The organism is Shewanella sp. ECSMB14102, assembly GCF_000813075.1.
Lineage (GTDB): Bacteria > Pseudomonadota > Gammaproteobacteria > Enterobacterales > Shewanellaceae > Shewanella > Shewanella indica.
This window is the reverse complement of the sequence record NZ_JWGX01000047.1, coordinates 1-18,038: the sequence shown is the minus strand read 5'-3', so window position 1 is coordinate 18,038 and position 18,038 is coordinate 1. Positions and strand designations below refer to the sequence as shown.

Below are 18,038 nucleotides of genomic sequence, written 5' to 3'. Positions count from 1 at the left end.
GCCTGACGCATCCATTGCAGCCGCTGCTGCAATATCTCATCCACATTGGGGGCATTACGGGCAATGAATTTGTTAGCACGGCCATCAATGCTGAGCCCCAACTGCTGCTCCGGAAAATCCTTGAAGAAAAAGCTAGAGAAATCATGCTTAGCATTAGGATCATTCATTAAAACTCTGGAATCTTCGTTATAAACTAATGTCTTAAGTTCAGGTTCCAGGTCTCTAATCACGTACTTGGTAGGCCCATATTTCGCAGCCTTACTACGCAATTCCTCCACATACTCCAGCCATTGCTCAAGCCTATGCTCACCGGTGATCACCCCTTTCTTTTCTGCCTTATCATCCTGATGATAGATATCGATAGAGAACTGCGGTTGACCATAACCCGAGGTGAGCAGTTGCATCTCTTGGGGTAACTCAAACTCAAAACGGCCCACGCAGTGTTTGGTAAAAACCATACTCGCCGGTCCTTGCTGCATTTTTTCCGCTTGCGCCATCACAACTTCTCCCTGCCAAAAACAAACCATTACCAGACTGCCGAGCAGCCCTTGCTTGATAATCTTGCGATAACCCTCTGCCATCTCTACCCCTTGAATTTCTGGTGAATATCCGGCAGCCAAGACTGAAGCACACCGACCATCAGTTCCCTGACATCGGGGCAATTGTAAAACCCCTGGTGATCCTGGGTCGCCACCAAGCCGATAGTCTGCACCCCTTTGGGATACTTGCCCGCGCCTTCATGCACGGTACCATCACCCTTGGCCGTCTCGCTACCCAACCTGAAGCTGGCGCTTTGAGCCCTAGGCGGCATGTGGGCATGGTGATGGCCATAGCGGTTCTGCTCCATCCAGCTCTTTAACTTGCGTTCATGCTCGGCCAGCTCACTGCGGCTCAGCAGCTTGACTTCGCCCTTGACCGAGAGCCAGTCGTGGTTTTCATCGCCTATGACTTGCCAGCGCTCCACCGCCGCCGTCTCCAGCCCCGGGGTCAAGCTGTTCTGCAATTGCCACTCACAGGTGTCAAACGCCTTGGTGTCCGGGTTATTGCTGTAGAGCAGTGTGGTCGTTGCGTGAAAGTTAGCCGCCAGTTGGTCATGAAATTTCTCACAATCAGTGATACGTTTTGTAAATGCTTTCTTATGTTCTATTAACTGCTCATCCGTTGATGTGCCCAGCTCAGGTGCCAACAAGGGAGGCTGCACCAGGCTATACCAGGTATCGAAACGGCGGTAGAAATCATAAATGCCACTGCCATAGCCTATCTGCAACAGTTCTCGTTTGACGGCTTGTTTCGCCGGGTCCTTATTGACAAACAGCCACTCCCCCTTATTGGCCACATCCACATAGAGCTTATTGGGCATCAGCTCCAGCCCGCCCTGACAAAAGCCCAGTATTGCCGTGGTATCGGCGGCGTTCTTGCCCAGCACCATTTTGACGACCTGCCCCACAGCACCGTGGCCGACGGCGCCGCAGCGAAACTGAAAATAGGTGGAGGGGCTGCCGTGGGTTGGCATAGCGCCATGGATAACCGCTTCGACTTGAGATTCCAAGCCGCTTAGGATAAAGCCGGCGCGGGAGGCGTATCCGCCCATGGAGTGACTGATGACCACAAACTTAATATCGTCCCTGGTCAGCCCCAGGTTATCGCCTTCTTTATCTTCTTCGAGTAACTGTGTCCTGAATTCCTCAAGTTTATCCTTGAGTCGCTTCCCGGCGTATTCATTGCTGCGCATCCAATTATAGCCCACGGCAAATACCGGGAATTGCAGCCCGGGATACAGGCGTTTAAATAACGGCTCCTTCGACTCAAGATATCTAAGCAGCGGGCCATAGCTGTCCCACAACACCTCGCCCCAACCCCGACGCTTTTTGAGTTCCATCTGCGACTTGGGTACTGAGGTATAGACCCTGAAATAGTCTTCGGTGCCTGGGTCTTCCACCAATAAATGATCATCCCGATCGATTATCGGATCCCCTTTCTTTTTAGTTTTACCATTAACCAACAAGGCCTTACGCTGCACCGGGCCGGCAAAAATCAAATCTTTGATCCGATGCCAGGCGGCGGCTTTGGTTCGGTACTTACGGCCGGTTTCCGCTATTCCGCGTCCCTTTTCCTTTATCCCTATCCACTTTCGATTAAACCATTTACCTATCCCCTCAAAGAAACCATCATCATCGTCCGCCTGCGCCGCAGCAAGCTCGGCTTCACGTTCGGCCTTCAGCTCCATGGCGGTACTGCTGGGACCACTGAACTTTCCCCCGGCAGCAGGATCCCATACTGAGTCGCCACTCTTTTTATTCATCAATCGGGTGCCCATAATGCCGGGGACGAACACCAGCGCCACAATACCCTTGCGGCATTTACAATCGGCGTTACAACTCATAACCAGACTCCTTAACGGTCGCTTGCCGCTCTTTGGCCCACTGCAACAAGATAGCCGCTCGTCCTGAAGGCAAGCCGGTCTTGGTGACTATGGCACTCACTTTCGGGTCATCGAGTGACACTTGTGCCAAAAACAAGGCCTCGGCCACCAAGCGCAGATGGCCCAGCTCGGTGAATCCATATTGATAAGCCTGACTCACTTGCTGCTCGAGCCAGTCATAGCATGCCTGCTCATCTGTTGGTGGACTTTCCAGTGATAATAGGTGACGTGCGAGGGCATGGATCTGGTTTCGCCTTTGCCAGTTTGGCATCGCATCCATGATTTCCTGACTCAATTCCCAGCTCATTCGCTTCTCCTTAAGACACTGTCAAGGCAGCATCTCCCTGAATGACTTTGCCGCCATGGGCCGTGGACGCACCCTGCAATACCACGGCAATGCCATTGACCGTCAAACTCGGATGTCCCTGAACCAGGGTATCTGGCCCGCCAACCTGGCAGTCACACTTGTGCCCGGTTAAGGCCACAGGAATACCGTTGACCGTCAGAGCACTTTCTCCCTGGTTTATCGGTCCACCAACATGAGGGGTATTGCCGCTGAACATAGGGCAAATATGTTGATGTCCTTTCAAAGCAACCGGAGTCCCCATATTAATCCTCCTTAATCGATATCGCCTGGCAGCCGTATCCGTCCGGCTCCCTTTGCCAATTCAGCCAATGGCTATTGAAATGAAAGGGGTTAAGCGATGCATAGAGCACTGACCCCAAAGGCTCCAGAAATGCATCCCTTCTGGCCTGCGTTTCTTCGGTTAAATAGTGATGTAAGACCCTGGGGTCGTAGAAACGAAAACGAGTAGTTTCACCATCAGGCTTGACGGCATACAACCTTTGCCCCAGTGCTTCTTTCAGTGACTGCAGGGCTAGCTCACTCTTGCACCACAGCGCGCTGTGACCATGGGTGTCTTTCTCCAGCATCAGTTGTATCAGCTCATCCTGTCCCGCAAGATGGAGTAACCAGGGGCCGTTATCCACCAATGCCTGATCCCTGTAATCAAACAGGCTATGACACTCGGCTCCGGCCCCTTTGGCAAACCACAAGGGCTCGGGGCATAGCGCTGCATCCAAGACCAAGTAGTTGGGCCCAAACGCCTTGAGGCTATTTTCTTTCACCATAGTCATACTGTTATTCTCCGCAATCGGGACAAAGATCGACTATCGGGTTGCCCTCTTCTGCGGCACTCTTCAACGTCGCCAATTGAGGCTTGGCTCCGGTTGTTACAGCCACTGGCCCCTTGAGCTTGATATTGGGAGCTTCGAGAGTGATCCCGCCGGAATCTATAAGTATCTTGCCTCCTGGCCCCTGAATAGTGACTTTCTCCGAGCCATTGAGGGTGAGCGACTTGGTGTGCACCAGTACACTTTCACCGGCTTCCAATAACACCTTTCCCTCAACCTTCTGGGTGTAATGGCCGCCCACTTCCAAATCGTGATTGGCTCTGGAGTACTCGTGACGACGATCCATGACTTCGAGGCGATAATGACGCTTGATCAGGGTTTGCCTGTCTCTGGTCACTTCCAGCTTTTGATCCTGACCAATCAATGCCTGCTGATCTCGACCTATTTCCAGAAACTCATCCTGCCCCACGTTCAGGCGCTGATCCCGCCCTATATGCTTTTCTCTATCGTTACCCACCTGATAGTGCTGGTCGTGGTTGATCTCCAGCTTATGGTCTTTCTGGGCATGCAAATAGATGAGCTGATTTTCGGCGGCATCCTCAAAACTCAACTCATTGAATCCCGGCCCCTTGTGGGTTTGGGTCTTGAGCACGGTTTTGGTTTTGTTGGTCGGCAATACATAGGGCACAGGGTTGGCAGCATGGTATGTGCGACCGGTAATGATAGGTTGGTCCGGATCGCCTTCAAGAAAAGAGACTATGACCTCATGACCAATGCGTGGAACCGCCATAAAACCGTACTGACCACCGGCCCACCCCTGGCTGACACGAACCCAACAGCTGCTGTGCTCATCGGCCCGGCCATATCTGTCCCAGGGAAACTGCACCTTGACCCGGCCAAATTCATCACAAAAGATCTCTTCATTATCCGGCCCCACGACAATAGCCATGTGTGGCCCTGTCACCAAGGGTTTGGTGGCCGGAAGCGGTAACCAGGGAAGGTGCCCTTCAATGGCAAGTAATTCATTATCATATTGGGTCGGGGTGGTACTGTTACCTTCTTCTGCTGCGGCGCCCTGTACACCATGGTGTTTCACGGCAACCAGCAACCAATCACGGTTAAACGCCGCTTCTGGATGTTCGCCCAAGTTGAACTTGATACCGGCACCGGCATCAACAATATCGGACATTGCCGATGCCATTTGGGTTTCATTCCGTAACGCCTGCAATCTGGCGCGCGTGAAAAGCTCTCCCTGGGCGTCATCCTTGTAACGCCCAGGATAATCATAGTGCTCATAAAGCACTTCAGATCCCGCTTGCTGGAAGTCGAGCTGATTGGCAATATCATCCTGTAAAAAGCTATAAGCGGGCTTTTTGAAGCTGTAATCCTTGAGTTCGGCCTTGGCACTCGCCAGTTGCTTGGCGTAACTGAAGCTGCGGACAAAAGGCACTTCGCTGTCGCCGCCGCTCAAGGCGTTATAGGGGAATAGTTGTTTGGCCGCTGGCAGCTTGCTGGTGGCATCACAGAAAATCAGCGTATGTTTGTCATCACTGAATTCGAAATACCAGAACACCCCAGCCTCAGCCGCAAGACGGGTGATAAAGTCAAAGTCCGACTCCCGATACTGAACACAGTATTCGCGCTTTTCCGACTCGTAGCGTGCATCCCAGCTGAAGGCATAATCACTGATACCCATTTCATCAAGCAGGGTGCTGAAAATCTGTTTGAGGGACTTTTCCTGAAAGATACGGCTGTTTTGTCTCAGCCGCAGCCGCGCCATGGCAGGTTCCATGGTCAGCCTGTATTGAGTATGTTTATGGCCTGAGTCTTCCTTGGCAAAGCGACTGACTATGCCGTGAAAACTCCTGACTCGAACACCGTCCTGCCAAATACTCAAGACGCCATTCTTATCGACTATCTGCTCGGCAGTAATATCATCCCTGCGGCTCAGTAATATCAACTCTCCCTTGAAGGGCGAGGACAACTGCTCATCAAAATCAAACGACAGCAGGTTGAAACTATCGTCCGCCTCCGCTTCTGCCTTGAAATGAAACCGCAAACCACTGCCAAGATAAAACATAGCCGGTATCCTTGTTCGAGTTCGTCCTGACTCTAATCCGATAGAATCACTCTTTTATTGCCATTGAGACGCTACTTGGAAAAACCTTGTATCAGATAGCAGAATGTATGCGGGCAAACGCTCGCATACATTCAAGCAAATCAGTCGTTGACTGAATTACGCTTCGATGGGCTTACGCCAATCGTCGGCACCAGAGGTACCGGCGCTGACGTGATCCCAGTCTATCTTGCGATAGGCCATGGACACTTCAACCAACTGAGTAAAGTCGGCTTTGTTGGGATCCTGGCAGTGAGGCATATGACAGTTGATATCAATGATGGTGGCGCCTTCCAGCTTGGTGGTGAAGAAGTGCTCTTGCTTACCTTCGATAGAAGTGCGGTACCACTTGAGCTCAACCTTGGTCAGTTTCTCACCGGAAGAGAGCGAGTTGTACATCAAGGGAACGGCTTTGTTCAGCGCAACAGTGAACTTGAACGGCTTGTGCACACGCTGACCGGAAGGCATGCCGGACTGAGGGTCGGTTGGTACAGTCACAATGTGGTTGAACTCCTGAACCAGCATCTCGTCTTCATGGCCTTCCACAAAGATGTCACCGACGGATTCCGCAGTAAAGGCGCCGGCAGTGAGGTTGCCCTGAGTTTGGCCTTCGATAGAGATATAACATGGTGTTGGCATGATAAATTCCTTTTTAAAAATTCAAAGAGGTTTTGGATTAACCTTCCTAGCTAAAGCAACCTTCGCGCCAAAATTTAATCAATTGATTTCGTTACTGTTTAAAAAATAGCCCAACTGGCTGGGCAAAAAATTGCCCGAACTTGAGCAAAAAATTGCCCGGCGGGCAAGAAATTGCCCAATCAATATGACGTACTTTAAATGTGAAAAACTTCCGCTTTGAGGTGTTATGACAAGGCAAGACAGATACATAATATCACCAGCAAAACACGCTAGCGGTTGTCATCGTGTGCCGGTGATAACTAGAGTCCGGAGCCAACGGCCTTAGTGCTATGGAACATGGTTTATACATGGGTTACGGCCAATCGATGATGAATGCTTGCAACTCCTATCGCCACTGATCAGGGTAAGCATCTTTTTGCCTAGATAATTTCCAAATAGTAGATCATTGCACCTATATCGTTTCTGAGTGGTAACTTGACGCAGTTAGAACATCAAGCTTGGTGAGCTGGGCTTCAAGAGCACATGTTCGGGAACCCTTGCGCTACAAGGGTTCTGCAAGGTGTAGCACAAATAGGAACCGTTATTTAGGGATTGTCTGGGGGAGTGAGTAAACTTCTAATGGAAAGTTAATGCGATGGGCGAGGTTAAGTTTAAGTTGATGACAGAGAAGTATTGAAAATATTGCTTGTCATTCTCTCACTCGCGAATGGACACAGTTTTGGCCCCTTTTTGTTGACATCGCAAGGCGGGAGTTTAACTATGTAAATGAGGACGAAAATGGTTCCGTTTTTGTTCTAACTATAAGCTATTGTTGAACTTTTTCTATTGTCATACACTATCGGGCCCTTTGGTTTGTTGGTTGGGGCTGCATGCGTTTTTTATCTGCACGTTTGTTGCTGCTAATGGCTTGGTTGGCCGCGAGTTTTACCCTGGCCGTCGAGATAGGCGACACGGCCGTGGTCGGTAAACTCTATTTCAGCGGCGCCGAACTGCCCGGGCAATTGACTCCAGAGGGGGCCGCTTGGTGGCCGGAGCCTATGTGGTTGCTGTGGCTCATGGGCCTTTGCAGCTTCTTTTGCCGTTTTCGTTGTTTTGCGCTCTGGCTGCTTGCTTTGCTGGCGGTGCAACTCAAGTTTGTTATTCGGGTCGACGACAGCCTGCTGTGGAGCAGTTGGCTAGTGCTGCTATTGCCGACACAAGTGTTGTTTGGCCTGATTCTGCTGTTGATTGACCGGGGCGAGGGCGCACGAACCCAGGTAATCACCTTTGACTGACGATAGTCCAAGTCCCAAGCCGTATTGAGGGAGAATAATAGATGTCCAGAAAAGCCAGAGCCGCCATGGTCTCGGTCTGCTCCAATATTTCGCTGATCATCATGAAGGTGGCGGCGGGTATTGTCAGTGGTTCGGTCAGTATCATTTCGGAAGCGATTCACTCCGCCATGGATTTGGTGGCGGCCTTGATCGCCCTGTTTGCCGTGCGCCGAGCCGATGTGCCGCCGGACTGGGATCATCCCTACGGCCACGACAAGATAGAGAATGTTTCCGGGGTTATTGAGGCGCTGTTGATTTTGGCGGCGGCCGGTTGGATTATTTTTGAGGCCGTCGGCAAGTTGCTCAGCCCCTCAGAGGTAGAAGGCCTGGGCTGGGGGGTATTGGTGATGCTGTTGTCGGCGCTGGTAAACACAGGCGTCAGTGCCTATCTCTACCGGGTGGCCAGGGAAGAGCAATCGGTAGCGCTTGAGGCTGATGCCCTGCACCTTAAGGCCGATGTGCTCACCTCGCTCGGGGTCGCCGTGGGGCTGTTGCTCATCTGGGTGGGCGGTTATTTTGGCCATAACTTGGCGCTGCTGGATCCCATAGTGGCCATAGGGGTGGCGCTGTTTATTCTCAAAGAAGCGATAAGCATGCTGGATCAGGCCTTCAAGCCGCTGCTGGATCACAGCATCAGCGAAGAGGAGCTGAACCAGGCCGCCGAGATAATAGCGCACCACTGTCCCAGCGAAGGGGGTTTTCACGACTTGCGCGGCCGTCAGGCGGGCCGGCGGCGTCACATCGACTTCCATCTGACCTTGCCCAAGGAGATGAGTGTTGGCCATTCCCATGCCATTTGTGACCGTATCGAGCAGGCCTTGATGGCTGTTATTCCCCATGCGGCGGTGTTTATCCATGTGGAGCCGCTGGAAGAGCAGCCCGAAGAGGAAGGCTTACTGCAACAGGGCGCCTGAAGCGGCGCCCGTGTGGCTGCATCAGAGCCCTTGATGGGGGCCGAATACTTCATAGTGGATCTGCGCTTCCTCAATACCCAAGGCCAGCAACTGCGCCTTGATGCTCTGCATAAAGCCTATGGGGCCGCAGCAGTAGAATTGGCCCTCGGACGGCAGCATGGACGCTATCGGCTCCAGCACCATGGTGCCTTTCAGGTCATAATCCTGTCCCTGAACATCAGTTTCAAGCGGCTGGCGATACCAGGTCAGCGCCTTGAGATTTGTCTGCTCGGCCTGCTTGCGGCGTATCTCTTCGGCAAAAGCGTGCTGGGCGCCATTTTCACAGGCATGCAGCCATAGTGTCTCGGCGCAGTCTTGCTGCAGGCGGCTGTTTAACATGCTCAGCATAGGCGTCAGTCCAACTCCGGCAGATAGCAGCACAACCCGGGTGTCGGGCTCAGTATTCAGGAAAAAATCCCCCGCCGGCGGGATCAGCTCAAGCTCGCTGCCGATATCGAATTCATTGTGCAGCAGGTTGGAAACCAATCCTTCGTTTTCACGTTTAACGCTGATGCGATAGCTGCGGCCGTTGGGGGCATCCGACAATGAGTATTGGCGGATCTCGGTATGAGCCAGCGCCGGATGGCTGAGTTTGAGGTTCAGGTATTGTCCTGGCTTAAAGTCGGCCACAGGGCCGCCATCCTTGGGCGTGAGTTCGAAGGAGGTAATGGCGGCAGACTCGCGGCGTTTGTTGCTGACAACAAAGGTGCGGGTGCCGCTCCAACCTCCTTGTTTGCCTGCGGCATCGGCATAGATCTGTGCTTCGCGGCCAATAAAGATATTGGCCAACACCCCATAAGCCTTCTCCCAGGCGCCCAGTACCTCTGGCGTGACGGCATCGCCGCCGAGTTCTTCCAGGGTGGCTAGCAGATGCTTGCCGACTATGGCGTATTGCTCGGGTTTGATCAGAAAGCCTGTGTGTTTCTGGGCAATTCTTTCCACGGCTTCACTGAGAGCGGTCAGATTGTCGATATGTTGGGCGTAGGCAGCGACGGCATTGAACAAGGCTACAGGTTGATCGCCCTTATGCTGATGAGCCAGGTTGAACACATCTTTCAGTTCGGGATTGTGGTGGAACATGCGCTGATAGAAGTGCTTGGTCAGCTCTGGGCCGGCGGCAACCAGCAGGGGAATAGTACTCTTGACCACTTGGATAGTGTGTTGATCCAACATAACGACAACCTCAAAGATTCATTTAAGTTATATGTTCCGTGATAAAATAAACATGTATTTGATTTAGATCAATAAAAATTCTGGCAGGAGCTGTCAGGTATTCAGTATGGTTGGCAAAAACACTTGGGTGCGTGAGGTGCGTCTATGTTTATCGTATCTGGATCCTGATTCTGACCTGTTTGCTACTCTGGTTCGGTTCTCTGGTACCAAGTCGCCTTTAGTGGTCAACAATGACTTTTGCCGCTAAAAAGCGGATAATTCCCCCAATTTTGCTCAATTTGACCCAGATCACAGTCGGTCGCCGGTTTTACCGCTGCGGCGAGTGTCATCGGGCGAGCGGGAAACCCCGCCGGAACTCGGAACTATCCAATGGAAATCAAAGTAAATTTTCTCGACAACCTCAGACTCGAAGCCAAGTTTGATGACTTCAGTGTCATTGCCGACCAGCCAATCCGTTACAAGGGTGATGGCTCGGCGCCGAGCCCGTTCGACTACTTTCTGGCTTCATCAGCGCTGTGCGCCGCTTATTTTGTGAAGGTGTACTGTGTCGCCCGCGATATTCCGACCGAAGGCATACGCCTGTCGCAAAACAACATAGTCGACCCGGAAAACCGTTATAACCAGATCTTCAAGATTCAGGTGGAATTGCCGGACACCATCTCTGACAAGGACCGTGAAGGCATACTGCGTTCTATCGACCGCTGCACCGTGAAGAAAGTGGTTCAGACCGGCCCCGAGTTCCAGTTGGAAACCGTGGATAACCTGGATCAGGACGCCCAGGCGATGTTGATGCTGAAGCCGGATGACAGCCACAGCACCTTTATTCTGGGTAAGGATCTGCCGCTGGAACAGACCATAGCCAACATGACCAACACCTTGGCCGAATTGGGGATGAAGATAGAGATCTCCTCCTGGCGTAACCTGGTGCCCAACGTTTGGTCGCTGCATATCCGTGACGCCGCTTCGCCCAAATGTTTTACCAACGGCAAGGGCGCAACCAAAGAGAGCGCGCTTTGCTCGGCTCTGGGCGAGTTTATCGAGCGTCTCAGCTGCAACTTCTTCTACAACGACCAGTATTTCGGCCCCGAGATCGCCAACGCCGAATTTGTTCATTATCCCAATGAGAAGTGGTTCCAGCCCGGCCCCAACGATGAGCTGCCGCCCGGGATCCTTGATGACTATTGCCTGGAAATCTACAACCCGGATGGTGAGCTCTGCGGCTCCAACCTTATCGACACCAACTCGGGCAATGTCGAGCGCGGCATCTGCGCCATTCCCTATGTGCGTCAGTCCGATGGCGAGACTGTGTATTTCCCCTCCAACCTGATTGAAAACCTGTATCTCAGCAACGGCATGAGTGCAGGCAACAACCTGGATGAGGCCAAGGTGCAGTGTCTGTCCGAGATTTTCGAGCGGGCGGTGAAGCGCCGCATCATAGAAGATGAGCTGGTTCTGCCTGAGGTGCCGAAAGACGTGCTGGCCAAGTATCCCTCGATAGTGGCCGGCATAGAGGCGCTGGAGGCGCAGGGTTTTCCGCTGGTGATCAAGGATGCCTCCCTCGGTGGCCAGTTCCCCGTCATGTGTGTGACCCTGATGAACCCCCGCACAGGCGGCGTGTTTGCCTCCTTCGGCGCTCACCCCAGTTTTGAGGTGGCGCTGGAGCGCAGCCTCACCGAACTGCTGCAGGGCCGCAGTTTCGAGGGCCTCAACGATGTGCAAAAGCCTACTTTCAACAGCATGGCGGTGCAGGAGCCGGAGAACTTTGTAGAGCACTTTATCGATTCCAGCGGGGTGATCTCCTGGCGCTTCTTCAGTAGCAAGCCGGACTATGAGTTTGTCGAATGGGACTTCTCCGGCAGCAACGCCGAAGAGAGTCAGAGCCTGTTCGGGATTCTTGAAGAGATGGGCAAAGAGGTCTACATCGCCGAGTTTACCGAGATAGGCAATGCCTGCCGGATCCTGGTGCCAGACTTCTCCGAGGTGTATCCGGTATCGGATCTGATTTGGGATAACACCAACAAGGCGCTGGACTACCGCGAAGATATTCTTAACCTGCATCGCCTCAGCGACAGCCAACTGCAAAGCCTGTCCGAGCGCCTCGAAGACAGCCAATTGGATATCTACACGGATATCATCACCCTGATAGGCATAGAGTTTGATGAAAACACCGTCTGGGGCCAACTGACGATACTCGAACTCAGACTGCTGATCTGTCTAGCCATAGGTGAGCTGGAAGAAGCGCTGGAGCTGACCGAAACCTTCCTGCAGTACAACAACAATACCGTCGCTCGTGGCCTCTTCTATCAATGCCTGCAGGCGGTGTTGGAGATCAGCCTGGACGATGAACTCGAGCTGGACGATTACCGTTACAACTTAGGGCGCATGTTTGGCCAGGAAACTCTAGATGCCGCCATAGGGTCGGTCAATGGCACAGTGCGCTTCTACGGCCTGACCCCAACCAATATGCAGCTCGAAGGCCTGGAAAAACACCAGCGGTTGATCGAAAGCTACAAGAAACTGCACGCCGCCCGCGCCAGAGTGGCTGCCAAGAAGTAAATTATGTTCAGGTAAGGGGCATGTTTGCCCCTTACCCGACTTCATTGGCTTTTAGTCTGGTTCCTTGTGGTTCAAGTTATCCCGTCACTTTGACCTAGAGAAGAAGTTGCACACAAATGTTTTCCCTGCAATGCATCTTCCCTATGTATTCAAAACATGTGTACTCAAAACATGAAAACAATTTTAGCGGCAGACTCTTTGCCTGTAGGTTAATTTACCGTTAGCATTAAGCATTGTGTGTGCCTTTTTGTCATGAACATCAAGGATTTCATTTGTGAAGATGCCAAGGCCTGCTATGGCCTATGTTGTTCCTTTTTGTGTTTTTTTTATTTATCTCTGCCTGGTTGCCGGAGAGTATTTCTATGAACGCCGGTCTTTGGAATCCGAGGCGTCTGCGGCCCAGATAAAGCAGCTTGAGAAAGAACTTTTCAGGATGCAACATCTTGTTGAGAGAGCGATTCACAATCAAAATTTAGACAGTGTAGCCGAGGAGATATCTCTGGCGGCGACAGACTTCAACATCATGGTGTACATACTGTTAGATGACACCAGTCTTATCCGCTACGCCAATCATGTTGTTTGGCGCGACAGTCGGGCTTCGCAAGTGATCGATGGCTATTCAATGGCGTTGCACCGGCAGGTGGTCGAATCTGGAAAACCACAGATATTTGCCAACACGGATAGGCTATCAATACAGGCATATTATCCCGTTATCACTGAGGCTTCCGTTAGTTTTGGGGGCAAGGCCGAACTGCTTTATCTCGAGTATGATCTATCGCCTGCAATGGCCAAGGTAACTGATGACCTCAATCTGCGTTTTATGCGGGTTTGGGGCCTGGGGGCCTTATTTGTTTTGGGCTTTATGCTGGTATTGCACTTTATGTTAATCCGCCCTTTAAGAGCTCTGGCTTGGCAGGCCAGGAAAGGCGAGAACAACCCTTTTCATATGGATAACACTTGGGTTTTCAGTGAAGTACGGGTGCTAAAGGATTACTTGCACCGGAGCCAACAGAAGTTGCAGCGAACCCTGAAGCAATTGAGGGACAATGAACAACGCTGGTTGTTTGCGGTGGAAGGGACTCGCAATGGGATCTGGGATTGGAACATCGCCAGCGGCGAAGTTTTTCTGTCGGACCGCTGGAAAGAGATGATAGGGTACGGCCCCCATGAACTCGAAGGGCTTTATTCTACTTGGGAAAGCCGACTGCATCCGGACGATAAAGAAGCCGTGTTGTCGTCTTTGCAGGCTTACCTCAATGGTGAGACCGAGGCGTTTGAGAGTGTTCATCGCATGCGCCATAAAGAGGGACACTATATCTGGGTGCTGGACAGGGGAATGCTGGTTGAATGGGACGAACAGGGCCGCCCTTGCCGGATTATAGGTACTCATGCCGATGTGTCGGATGATGTGCGTAATCAGCAAGCCCTGGCCCATTTAGCCAACCATGATGCCCTGACTAATTTAGCCAATCGCCGCTCTTTGATGGATGCCTTGTATGAGCAGCAAAAGCATTGTCGCAACAGTCTGCAGTGTGCAGCGCTGTTCCTAATAGATTTGGATAATTTCAAAACTATCAATGACACTCTCGGGCATCATCTGGGAGATCGGTTATTGATCCAACTGGCGGCTAGATTTTCGGGCTATTTTAGCGCCAATACTTTGGTTGCCAGGCTCGGGGGGGATGAGTTCGTTATTCTAGCGAAAGATCTAACCCAAGACAGAGCTATGGCAGCAAGGCGAGCCTTGGCGTTGGCCAGTGAGATCAGGCAGTTGGTTGCCAGGCCTTTCAATATCAGTGACAAGCAGCTGCATGTGTCTGCCAGTATTGGTGTTTGTCTGTTTGATGATCAGGATGATATTGATGCCGAGGAGCTTTTGAAGCGAGCCGATATGGCCATGTTCCAGGCCAAGGAAGGCGGTCGAGATAACTGCATGATCTACAACTCCGAGATGGAGGTTAAGGCTCACCAAAATCTGCTGATCCAGAATGAGTTGCGCTATGCCATCGAACGGCAACAACTCTCTTTAGTTTACCAGCCAATAGTTGATGCCCAGGGGAAATTGACTGGGGCTGAGGCGTTATTGCGTTGGCAGCATCCGCAGCAGGGAAATATTTCGCCGGCGGATTTCATTCCTGTGGCTGAAGGCAGTGGCCTTATCAGTGAAATTGGTCATTGGGTCATCCTCGAAGTTTGTCGCTTCATTCGCGAGCAGCAGGCCAGGGGCATTGGGGTGCCAAAAATCGCCATCAACCTCAGCGCCAGACAGTTTAATCAGCCCGAGTTTGTTGAGCGTCTGATCGCCTTGCTGAAGGCCCAGGGGATTGCAACAGATGCGTTGGAGTTGGAGTTGACTGAGTACGCCTTGTTGACCAATCTGTGCATCATGAATACCCGAATCGATCTGCTGAGGAAGGCGGGGATATCCGTGGCGATAGATGACTTTGGCACAGGTTACAGTTCGTTGAGTTATCTACAGAACCTGCCTCTATCCAGATTGAAGATAGATGCCTCTTTTGTGCAGAAGATTGGCTCTGGGCGCAGTGCCGATGCCATAGTCAAGGCCATAATCGAAATGGCTCACAGTCTGGAGCTGAAAGTGGTTGCCGAAGGGGTTGAAACCGTTCAACAAAGAGCCTTTTTGAATCAGCTCGGATGTGACAACTTCCAAGGGTATCTGTTTAGTCAGCCTCTGCCTGAGGCTGAGTTTGCAGCTCTGCTGCAGCCTCCGTGGCGTGAGTTACCGTATGCAGCGCCAGGAAGTTGAAAATAACATTCAGCACCTGCTCACGTATTGCGTCGATTTCAATAAAGAGTTCATGCCTGGCTCCCACGATCTTTTCCAATGTCACCTTGGGGCCAATGGCGGCGATTTGCGCCTGGTTATCGACGATAGTGTCCTGTTCAGCCTGAAGAATGAGGATTGGCACCTTTGACTCTCTGGCTGCGGTGATGGTCTGCTCGCAAGCATCCAATGCTTCTATCAACCATTGATTGGTGGGCGAGCCCAGTTGGATCTCAGGATGTTGCCGGCATAAATCCAGTAATGCCTGATATCGGCTTTCGCTGTGGGTCAATTGATTATCTTTAAACTCGAGCGGACGATAATCATGGCCGGATAACACATAGTTGGGCTCGGTATGCGGGCCATAACTATTGAGTTTTCCTGCCAGCCAACGTACGAAGTTGCGCGGCATTGGCAGGCGAATACCATACATGGGGGCAGAGAAGGCCGCAGCAGTAAATCGTTGGGGGAATTGCTGCAAATACAGAGTGCCTATGGCGCCGCCCATGGAGTGGCCCACCAGAAAATACTGTTCATATTGGTTTGCAACTACCACTTGCTCAACGAAACAGTGTAAGTGATCCACATAGTCCTGAAACTTATCTATGTGCCCCTGGTGAGGATTGGCGGTTAGCCTGCTGGATAGGCCTTGCCCCATATGATCCAAGGCGTAGACACTATAGCCTTGCTGATAGAAGTCATGGATCAGCTCCCGATACTTGAGATAACTCTCTACCCGGCCATTGCTGATGACGACAGCTTGTTTCGCCTTTGGATGGCAAATATAACCGTAGGCCAGCTCTTTACCGAATCCCACTGCCAGCTTGGCGTGGGTGACACCTTGCCAGAAAGTCTCCAATTGAGACTGGGTTGAAGCGGGTTCTGTGTTGCGGGCCTGGGTCGTTACCATCCAATATTTCCTGATCTAAAAAAGCCAGTGCTCAAAGGCACTGGCCGAGTGTATCAGAAACAGGGTTTCATTGCTGTGAGGCGATAAAGTCGGCTATCTGCTGTTCCAGTACAGACATGGGCACAGAGCCTTGCGCCAATACTGCATCGTGGAATTGGCGGATATCGAACTTTTCCCCCAGGGCATCTTCTGCTTGCTTTCGCAGACGTTTGATAGTCAGCTCGCCAATCTTGTAGGCCAGCGCCTGCCCAGGCCAGGAGATATATCTGTCTATCTCTGTGGTGACATTGTGCAGCGACAGAGCCGTATTACCGGCCATAAAGTCTATTGCCTGCTGACGGCTCCAGCCTTGGGTGTGCATACCTGTATCGACTACCAGGCGGGCGGCGCGCCACATCTCGTAAGTCAGGCGTCCAAAGTTGCTGTAGGGATCCTGATAAAAACCCCCTTCCAGCCCCAAATATTCACTGTATAGTCCCCATCCCTCACCAAAGGCCGAGATATAGCTGTAGCGGCGAAAATCGGGCAGTTGCTCCAACTCTTGATTGAGAGAAATCTGCAGGTGGTGACCCGGAACAGCCTCATGCAGGGTGAGTGCTTCCAACTCATAGAGAGGACGCTTATCCAAGGCATAAGTGTTTACCCAATAAAAACCCGCCACAGTCTCCGAGTTGGAGCCGGAATAGCGCCCGGTTGTATATTTGGGGGCAATTTCAGCCGGAACAGGGGCGACACCATAGGGTTTGCGGGGCAGTTTGCCAAAATAGCGTGGCAACATGGCGTCGGCTTTTTTGGCAATATAGGAGGCCTCTTTGAGCAGTTGCTCCGGCGTGTCCACATAAAAGCGTTTGTCGGTGCGCATAAAATGCAGAAACTCGGCAAAGCTGCCTTTAAAACCGGTTTGTTCGATGATCTGTTCCATCTCGGCGCGGATCCGTTTTACTTCACTCAGCCCCAGTTGATGGACTTGCTCAGGCGTCATATCCAGAGTGGTGTAGTACTTGACCCTGTTTTCATAAAAGGCCCGACCATTGGGCAGAGCTGATGCGGCAATGCTCTGGCGGGCGCCGGGGATATATTTCTCGGTCATAAAGTCATAGAAGGCTTGATAGCTCGGTAACACATGCTGCTCGACACTGACGTATCCGGCATGGCTCAGTTCCTGTTTAAGATTGGCAGAAAAGTGCTCTGGAAACGTCTCAAACGGCTTGAAATAGCTACTTTGCTGCACTGGTACCATATAAGCCTGAATACTCTGTTCAAACCCTCTCAGTACAGATTGCGGCTGAGTGATACCTTCGGCAAGCCCCTGGCGCATCCAGTGTATCTGTTGCTGGAAGTAGCGCGGCAGAGATTGCAGTTTCTGCAGGTAGTGACGGTAATCGGCTTCTGTCTTGAATGGCCCTGAGGCCATAGAAGCAATGTAAGCGTGAAAGCCACTCTCTGAGGTAATCGGCAGGTAATGGGCCTTGAACCTGAAGCTATCGACACGCTCCTGTAGTTGGTATTCGAGAATACTGGCATTGATGGCGGCTTCTTTGCTCAGCTGTTCTCTGGGGATCGCCTTTAGCCGTTGCAATAATGTTGAATTGGCCGCAGCATCGGCCGCCAGAGCTTCAGCTGACAAGTCTGCTAATTTGCCCGCGGCCGAGTCATCGCCAAACAGCAAGGCCATCTGAGGGCTTTCTGCCAGCCTTTGCTGCCAGGCATCGGCTATTAACTGCTGGAGTTGGCTATCGGCTTGAGATAGCTGCTTGCTTATTTCTGGCGTGTTGGCTTCATGGGCAGGGGTTTGGCAGGCGCCCAGGAATCCAGTGAGCAACAGGGGCAGCAGGAGTTTTTTCATTTGATTTTGTTCCTTTTTTATCCTTGATGAAGGATTATGCCTTAAGCCAGGATGGAGCCCCAGAGATTTAACGTCACCTTTTGGTAACAAAGCCTGTCAGTAGACTAAGAGGTGCTAACAAAAGGCGTGTTACACTTAAGCGTCCCCAGACCAAAAAATAATTACATTGGCGGGGGAGTTCATACAGGGGG

At 51.8% G+C, this 18,038-nt stretch carries 13 protein-coding genes and 1 pseudogene; 4 read left to right on the top strand and 10 right to left on the bottom strand.

What is annotated here, in order from left to right:
• From RC73_RS15210 to RC73_RS15180, 7 genes and pseudogenes are all read right to left on the bottom strand, one after another.
• A pseudogene (locus tag RC73_RS15210) lies at positions 1 to 620 on the bottom strand (hypothetical protein); the annotation flags it as partial.
• Positions 584 to 2,383, bottom strand: coding sequence for a hypothetical protein (locus RC73_RS15205; RefSeq protein WP_039035442.1), 1,800 nt, complete (start codon positions 2,381 to 2,383; stop codon positions 584 to 586). The pseudogene RC73_RS15210 and the gene RC73_RS15205, both read right to left, overlap by 37 nt.
• Positions 2,373 to 2,729, bottom strand: coding sequence for a hypothetical protein (locus RC73_RS15200; protein ID WP_039035441.1), 357 nt, complete (start codon positions 2,727 to 2,729; stop codon positions 2,373 to 2,375). Before RC73_RS15200 ends, RC73_RS15205 begins: the two co-directional genes overlap by 11 nt.
• 10 nt (positions 2,730 to 2,739) lie before the next feature.
• On the bottom strand, positions 2,740 to 3,030 hold the full coding sequence (locus tag RC73_RS15195) for a PAAR domain-containing protein (RefSeq protein WP_025012114.1): 291 nt from the start codon (positions 3,028 to 3,030) through the stop codon (positions 2,740 to 2,742).
• A gap of 1 nt (position 3,031) precedes the next feature.
• Positions 3,032 to 3,559 (bottom strand): DUF4123 domain-containing protein, encoded by a 528-nt coding sequence (locus tag RC73_RS15190; protein WP_039035440.1) that lies wholly within the window; start codon positions 3,557 to 3,559, stop codon positions 3,032 to 3,034.
• A 4-nt stretch (positions 3,560 to 3,563) separates the two neighbouring features.
• Positions 3,564 to 5,636: a type VI secretion system Vgr family protein gene (locus RC73_RS15185; protein WP_039035439.1), complete on the bottom strand. Its 2,073-nt coding sequence runs from the start codon at positions 5,634 to 5,636 to the stop codon at positions 3,564 to 3,566.
• Between the two features lie 156 nt (positions 5,637 to 5,792).
• On the bottom strand, positions 5,793 to 6,311 hold the full coding sequence (locus RC73_RS15180; protein WP_039035438.1) for an Hcp family type VI secretion system effector: 519 nt from the start codon (positions 6,309 to 6,311) through the stop codon (positions 5,793 to 5,795).
• A gap of 869 nt (positions 6,312 to 7,180) precedes the next feature.
• On the opposite strand from RC73_RS15180, the gene RC73_RS15175 reads away from it, so the two are divergent.
• On the top strand, positions 7,181 to 7,585 hold the full coding sequence (locus RC73_RS15175) for a hypothetical protein (RefSeq protein WP_039035437.1): 405 nt from the start codon (positions 7,181 to 7,183) through the stop codon (positions 7,583 to 7,585).
• A 41-nt stretch (positions 7,586 to 7,626) separates the two neighbouring features.
• Complete coding sequence (locus RC73_RS15170) at positions 7,627 to 8,538, top strand: cation diffusion facilitator family transporter (protein ID WP_052248227.1); 912 nt, start codon at positions 7,627 to 7,629, stop codon at positions 8,536 to 8,538.
• Between the two features lie 21 nt (positions 8,539 to 8,559).
• Here the strand turns inward: RC73_RS15170 and hmpA are convergent, their stop codons facing one another.
• The gene (hmpA, locus tag RC73_RS15165; protein WP_039035436.1) at positions 8,560 to 9,750 is read right to left on the bottom strand and encodes an NO-inducible flavohemoprotein; all 1,191 of its coding nucleotides are present in this window, start codon (positions 9,748 to 9,750) and stop codon (positions 8,560 to 8,562) included.
• Positions 9,751 to 10,119: 369 nt separating this feature from the next.
• Between hmpA and RC73_RS15160 the strand changes: the two genes are divergently transcribed.
• Both RC73_RS15160 and RC73_RS15155 read left to right on the top strand, forming a co-directional pair.
• Positions 10,120 to 12,306: an OsmC domain/YcaO domain-containing protein gene (locus RC73_RS15160; protein WP_039035435.1), complete on the top strand. Its 2,187-nt coding sequence runs from the start codon at positions 10,120 to 10,122 to the stop codon at positions 12,304 to 12,306.
• A 433-nt stretch (positions 12,307 to 12,739) separates the two neighbouring features.
• Positions 12,740 to 15,073, top strand: a complete 2,334-nt coding sequence (locus tag RC73_RS15155) for a putative bifunctional diguanylate cyclase/phosphodiesterase (RefSeq protein ID WP_235370018.1) — start codon at positions 12,740 to 12,742, stop codon at positions 15,071 to 15,073.
• Here the strand turns inward: RC73_RS15155 and RC73_RS15150 are convergent.
• Positions 14,988 to 16,001, bottom strand: coding sequence for an alpha/beta fold hydrolase (locus RC73_RS15150; RefSeq protein ID WP_082014344.1), 1,014 nt, complete (start codon positions 15,999 to 16,001; stop codon positions 14,988 to 14,990). The two genes, RC73_RS15155 and RC73_RS15150, sit on opposite strands and share 86 nt — an antisense overlap.
• 67 nt (positions 16,002 to 16,068) lie before the next feature.
• Positions 16,069 to 17,847: a DUF885 domain-containing protein gene (locus RC73_RS15145; RefSeq protein WP_039035434.1), complete on the bottom strand. Its 1,779-nt coding sequence runs from the start codon at positions 17,845 to 17,847 to the stop codon at positions 16,069 to 16,071.
• Between the last annotated feature and the right edge of the window lie 191 nt (positions 17,848 to 18,038).

Coding starts and splice junctions, on each gene's coding strand:
- RC73_RS15205 (WP_039035442.1), bottom strand. CDS start 2,383: ATGAGTTGTAACGCCGATTGTAAATGCCGCAAGGGTATTGTGGCGCTG.
- RC73_RS15200 (WP_039035441.1), bottom strand. CDS start 2,729: ATGAGCTGGGAATTGAGTCAGGAAATCATGGATGCGATGCCAAACTGG.
- RC73_RS15195 (WP_025012114.1), bottom strand. CDS start 3,030: ATGGGGACTCCGGTTGCTTTGAAAGGACATCAACATATTTGCCCTATG.
- RC73_RS15190 (WP_039035440.1), bottom strand. CDS start 3,559: ATGACTATGGTGAAAGAAAATAGCCTCAAGGCGTTTGGGCCCAACTAC.
- RC73_RS15185 (WP_039035439.1), bottom strand. CDS start 5,636: ATGTTTTATCTTGGCAGTGGTTTGCGGTTTCATTTCAAGGCAGAAGCG.
- RC73_RS15180 (WP_039035438.1), bottom strand. CDS start 6,311: ATGCCAACACCATGTTATATCTCTATCGAAGGCCAAACTCAGGGCAAC.
- RC73_RS15175 (WP_039035437.1), top strand. CDS start 7,181: ATGCGTTTTTTATCTGCACGTTTGTTGCTGCTAATGGCTTGGTTGGCC.
- RC73_RS15170 (WP_052248227.1), top strand. CDS start 7,627: ATGTCCAGAAAAGCCAGAGCCGCCATGGTCTCGGTCTGCTCCAATATT.
- hmpA (WP_039035436.1), bottom strand. CDS start 9,750: ATGTTGGATCAACACACTATCCAAGTGGTCAAGAGTACTATTCCCCTG.
- RC73_RS15160 (WP_039035435.1), top strand. CDS start 10,120: ATGGAAATCAAAGTAAATTTTCTCGACAACCTCAGACTCGAAGCCAAG.
- RC73_RS15155 (WP_235370018.1), top strand. CDS start 12,740: ATGCAACATCTTGTTGAGAGAGCGATTCACAATCAAAATTTAGACAGT.
- RC73_RS15150 (WP_082014344.1), bottom strand. CDS start 16,001: ATGGTAACGACCCAGGCCCGCAACACAGAACCCGCTTCAACCCAGTCT.
- RC73_RS15145 (WP_039035434.1), bottom strand. CDS start 17,847: ATGAAAAAACTCCTGCTGCCCCTGTTGCTCACTGGATTCCTGGGCGCC.